The organism is Leptospira borgpetersenii serovar Javanica (assembly GCF_003046425.1).
Taxonomy (GTDB): Bacteria; Spirochaetota; Leptospiria; order Leptospirales; family Leptospiraceae; genus Leptospira; species Leptospira borgpetersenii.
Genome location: NZ_QAJG01000008.1, coordinates 77501 through 82500, shown reverse-complemented (window position 1 = coordinate 82500; position 5000 = coordinate 77501). Strand labels below are relative to the sequence as shown.

The window sequence follows — 5000 nt, the reverse complement described above, 5'->3', positions numbered from 1 at the left end:
TAAGTTAAGAATATAATGGTTTTTGGATGTCCTCCTTTGGAAGGAACTTGAATATTATTGATGTGAAAAATCGGATAAGAAACACGAGTATTTTCTGTTTTTGCGGCGGAAGAATAATCCACCACTTTCGTTTGAGGATCATAGACCACATTCTCCAGAAGAGCATCTCTACGAATCGCTTCGTAGATATCCGGTTCGGTTTTAGGATCTAAATTAATTACTTTAGCGTAACACCCTCCTTCGATGTTGAAAATCCCATTGTCGTCCCAACCATGCTCATCGTCTCCGATCAATTTACGGTTCGGGTCTGTAGAAAGAGTTGTCTTACCAGTTCCGGAAAGTCCAAAGAAAAGAGCTGTATCTCCCTCTTTACCGACATTCGCGGAACAGTGCATGCTAAGAATTCCCTCCAACGGAAGTTTATAATTCATAACGGAGAAAATACCTTTTTTCATTTCTCCACCGTATTCGGTTCCACCAATAATACAAATTTTCTTAGCAAGATGAAAAATTACGAACACTTCGGAATTCATCCCGTGTTGTTTGAAGTTTTCATTCTTAATGCCGCATGCGTTGATGATCGTAAACTCAGGATTCAGTCCAGACAATTCTTCCTTTGTAGGACGAAGGAACATATTTGTACAAAAGTGGTGTTGCCAAGCCTTTTCAGAAACGACACGCAGACTTACTCTGGTTTCCGGATTTGCACCGGCGTAACCATCAAAAACGTATAATTTTTTATGATTCAGATAATTTACACATTTCTTATATAACTCGTCAAAGATTGCTTCGGAAACTTTGAAATTGATATGACTCCACCAAATGTTTCCATTGGAGGAAGGCTCATCCACGAAATATTTATCTTTTGGGGATCTACCGGTAAATATTCCGGTGTCTACCATCATAGTTCCATTGCTGGAAACTACGGTCTCCCCGTTTCTTTTCTCATGCTCATAAATTTCATCATAGGAAAGATTATGAAAAATTTCAGAAGGTTCGAGTCCGAGTTCCTTCAAGCCTTTTACCTGAGTCGTCTGGGCCTGCATTTGATTGCTCCTTAGGATTCTATTTCAATTATTTTATGCTAAAGCCGAAAGTCAATCGATTCAAGAAGAATGGGGTTGGCGGTTTCCCTTTTCAGAAGCTCCATTCGGGTTTGCTTTCGTGAAGATCATTTTCCCGGCCGCAGTTTGAATAATGGAAGTTACTGTCACTTTGACTTCTTTCCCAACGAGGTGACCACCATTTTCAATGACAACCATTGTACCATCTTCCAAATAACCGATTCCTTGATTTTCATCTTTTCCTTCTTTAATCACTTGAATCCCAAGTTCTTCTCCGGGAAGAACGACTGGTTTCAGGGCATTTGCAAGAGTATTTAAGTTCAGGACCTTTACACCTTGTAATTCGGCAACTTTATTTAGATTGAAATCGTTGGTTACTATTTTTCCACCAGTATCTCTCGCTAATTTAATCAGTTTAGCGTCAACTTCACGGGTATCAGAATAGTCTTTATAAGTAATTTTTACTTCGATTGAGCCTTTGCGTTGAAGTTTATTCAACATTTCAAGCCCTCTTCTTCCTCTCGCTCTTTTGATCGGATCAGAAGAATCACTGATGAGTTGGATTTCTCTCAATACAAAATTAGGGAGAATCAAAGGCCCGTCTAAAAAATGCGTATCCGCAATATCTAAAATTCTTCCATCGATTACCACTGAGGTATCTAGAATTTTATCTCTGACTTCTTCCTTTTCAATACCAACTCCAAATCCGTTTCCAGAACCGCCACCACCGAAAATTCCGAGACCTGGTTCCTTAGCAAATGCAATTCCCGAAAGAGCGCCAAACAAAGCGAATAAAAAGTAAAAGGCTACGTTTAATTCCTCAAAATGAACGGCAGTTCCCACAAACCAAGCAATCGCAAGTCCGATAAGAGTACCGAGTCCGGCACAAAAAAGTATATCGGCTTTGAGTTTTGGAAAAAGATTGGATTCTCCGTAAAGGAGAATAAAGGAAATTAATAAAACAACTCCAGCAATAGAGCCAGCCAAATAAAAATCTCCAGCTTGCTTATCTGTTACTGCAAATGTAATTCCAGAAAGGAATAGAGACGTGAGTACTTTGTAGAGATGAACCATAACTCAAATCCTTAATTGTATTTGAGTTTTCGCGGAATTTTAGTCCTCTTCTGCCTTTTTTTCACTAGGAGCAAGGGTGCTTGCTAATACGTCGGAAACGAGATTCCCCGCTTCTTCTTGCGTAACACCTTTACTCAATGCAACTTCCATTTTCACAAGATTATAGGCACTTTCATAAAGCTTTCTCTCCATAATAGAGAGTTCTTTTCCACTTGCTCTACGAAATAGGTTTCTGCAGACTTCTCCGACCTCATAAATTGATCCGGACTTGATCTTGTTGAGGTTATTTTGGTAGCGGATCTTCCAGTCCTCTTCTGTGTCAACTTCGTCCTTCTTAAGGAGCGCTATGACTTTTTTGATCTCTTTTTTATCGATGATAGGGCGAATTCGAACCTGTTCTGCTTTATCAACAGGTATCATAACCTTCATCTTACTACCCTGGATTTCGAGAACGTAGCAATCCTTCTTTTTACCAAGGATATTCTTTTTAGAGATTCCAAGAATTTCCCCAACCCCATGGATGGGATAGACTACGTAGTCGCCTACCTTGTGTTCGATTTCAGAATTTTTCTTTTTGGCAGCCAAGTAAGTATGATAACTTCCGTTAAAACTCTGCGTAAGAAAATAGCATGAATTTTGACAAAAGTCAACAAAATTATCCTAAAAGACTATTAAAGTTTAAGAGAACGAATCTTCGCAGAATGAAATGCCGGATTGTTGAGTGGTTGGATTTTTTCCAGCGCTTCTTGCGCTTTTTCTTCGGAATAAAAATAGCCCAAATAAAGCTCTCCTTTTGAAGAACGAAAAATTCTCCCCTTGAACTCATTTTTTGCCATCAGAAGTCTTTTTCCAAGTTCGACCGCTTGCAGAGAATCCGAAGTCGCAATTACAACTAGATAGTTCGTTTCACCAAGGCGAGGCGGATATAAAATTTTAGAGTCCCCGCTCGTGCCGAAAGAATCTTCTTTAGGATTTAATCTTAAAAGTGATTCCTGGTTCTTTAAAGACTCCTCGGTTTCTTTGGCAGGAAAAAATAAAGAACGTAACCCACCACCATTCTCATTTTTTCTTTCCCCAGTAGGGACGTTTCTAAACGTTTGGAGTTCGTTTCGAGCAAAAGCTTCTTCTTTTTGATCTAACTTAAGACCGACGACAAGCCCAGCGGTAAACAAAGAAACTGAACCCAATAACAAAATAAAGGCGGAACGAGTAGACGAAAAAATCTGGATCGGCGATCCCGATTTTTTATCGTGTTGAACCGTTTGAATCGTTCGATTGAAATCGGCATTTTCTCGAACCGGAGTTCGGACCGTGGATTGTCTAAGTCTTCTCGAATAATCGATATTCTGCATTTAGGAATCCTAAATTCTATTTCTAAAATCGGCCTAAATGTTCAAATTCTTTCGAAAAAATTCAAAACGAATAGAAAGAATTAAAAGTAAGAATAAGACCCGCATGCCAACTTAAATTTTTTAAATCGCAATGTCGGGTCTTTGGGAAGAATTTTATTCCATGGATTTCTTTAATGGAACAATCAGAGCATCGTAGTTAGAGGATAAACCCTCGCAAGCCTGCGCATTGCGCTCCATAAGACCGACACTTTCCAACAAAATGCCGACTAATTTTCTTCTACCCGAACGATATTGATCTTGATCCTCAGTAGGTAAGCCGGGTTTTCCCATACTTTTCCATTTTTCACACTTTTCTCCTAAGTCTGTACAGATCTTCGTTTCTAAATCAGAGCACGGTTTACAACCGATCATGACTACCATGACCAAAATCAATCCAATCAAAACTTTTTTCATTGCTGTTCTTCCTTTCTTTCAATCTTTGATAATTTTGTGAATCCAAAAGGGAATCGAACTCGCATCGACGCCTCTATAGGAAAGACGTTTTTTCTTTTTCAAAGTACGTTATTCGTATTAAATTTTAAACGCAACTTTTAAAAAAAAGAGTTGTTTAAAAATTAATTCTCTATCCGTTTCTGCTGTATTGAAATAGACGTTTGAAGCGATTTTGTTAATCTGAATCATGGAATTTTTCAACAACTCTAAAGATCAGAGATTATCTTTAAACCTAAAAAACGTGAGTTCCCCATAAGAAAATTAGAAAGAACGTATCGAAAAAGAGCGAAGAAAAAGCCAAACTTGAGACATCTAGATCTATAATCTTTACATAAAACGACAAAAATGAGAAACCCCGGGAAATACCGGGGTTTCTCATACAAATTGAATCCGTGTACGAAATTATATCATCCCACTAAATAAAGAAGTGGGAAAAGATAAATCCAGATCAAATCGACTACGTGCCAGAAAAGACCTACTCCTTCCACAGGTGTGTAATAAGAAGAATTTACTTCCCCTTTGATTACCTTGATCATCACCCAAATAATGAGTCCAGCTCCAATCAATACGTGAGATCCATGAATCCCGGTCATTACGAAGTAAAAACCGAAAAACATAGCCGCGTTTTTGATATCGACCATTTCAGTGTTCGTAAAAAACTTTCCTGGCAAAAGCCCGTGATGGATCTTCGCCGAATATTCGAAATACTTTACGACCATAAACGTAAGTGCACATAAAACAGTAACGGCAAGTGCAATGACAGCTTCTTTCTTTTTATCCACTTGAACATAATGAATCCCAAGGGCCATCGTAAACGAACTGAATAGAAGTACAACTGTATTAAAAGCTCCCATCGGAACGGACAAATGATGACTTCCAGCGTGAAAAATTTCCGGATGTAAAGAATGATAGATGGTATAACCCACAAAAAGAGCGCCGAACATTAGAATCTCCGTAACAAGGAACAACCAGATCCCTTGTTTAGAAGCGTCGTATTGATGCTCAGCACTATCAAAGT

General features: G+C 38.7%; 6 protein-coding genes (2 of these 6 running past the window's edge). All 6 read right to left on the bottom strand.

Annotated features, from left to right (window positions below):
• Positions 1–1046, bottom strand: the 5' portion of a protein-coding gene (gene pckA, locus CLV95_RS08290; protein WP_002723362.1) for a phosphoenolpyruvate carboxykinase (ATP). 550 nt of this gene lie to the left of the window's left edge; only the first 1046 of its 1596 coding nucleotides appear in the window; it begins with the start codon at positions 1044–1046; its stop codon lies off the left edge, out of view.
• 60 nt (positions 1047–1106) lie between these two features.
• A complete protein-coding gene (locus tag CLV95_RS08285; protein ID WP_002734833.1) occupies positions 1107–2138 on the bottom strand; it encodes a PIN/TRAM domain-containing protein in 1032 nt (343 codons plus the stop codon).
• A gap of 39 nt (positions 2139–2177) precedes the next feature.
• Positions 2178–2723 carry a CarD family transcriptional regulator gene (locus tag CLV95_RS08280; RefSeq protein WP_002734927.1) on the bottom strand — a complete coding sequence of 182 codons (546 nt, stop codon included), beginning with the start codon at positions 2721–2723 and terminating at the stop codon, positions 2178–2180.
• Positions 2724–2809: 86 nt separating this feature from the next.
• The gene (locus CLV95_RS08275; protein ID WP_002723445.1) at positions 2810–3490 is read right to left on the bottom strand and encodes a hypothetical protein; all 681 of its coding nucleotides are present in this window, start codon (positions 3488–3490) and stop codon (positions 2810–2812) included.
• Positions 3491–3643: 153 nt separating this feature from the next.
• Positions 3644–3943, bottom strand: coding sequence for a hypothetical protein (locus CLV95_RS08270; RefSeq protein WP_002723404.1), 300 nt, complete (start codon positions 3941–3943; stop codon positions 3644–3646).
• A 446-nt stretch (positions 3944–4389) separates the two neighbouring features.
• Positions 4390–5000, bottom strand: partial view of a cytochrome c oxidase subunit 3 family protein gene (locus tag CLV95_RS08265; RefSeq protein WP_016749289.1) — the 3' portion only. Its footprint extends 34 nt past the window's final position; 611 of the gene's 645 nt are visible here — the last part of the coding sequence; the start codon falls outside the window, past its right edge; it ends in the stop codon at positions 4390–4392.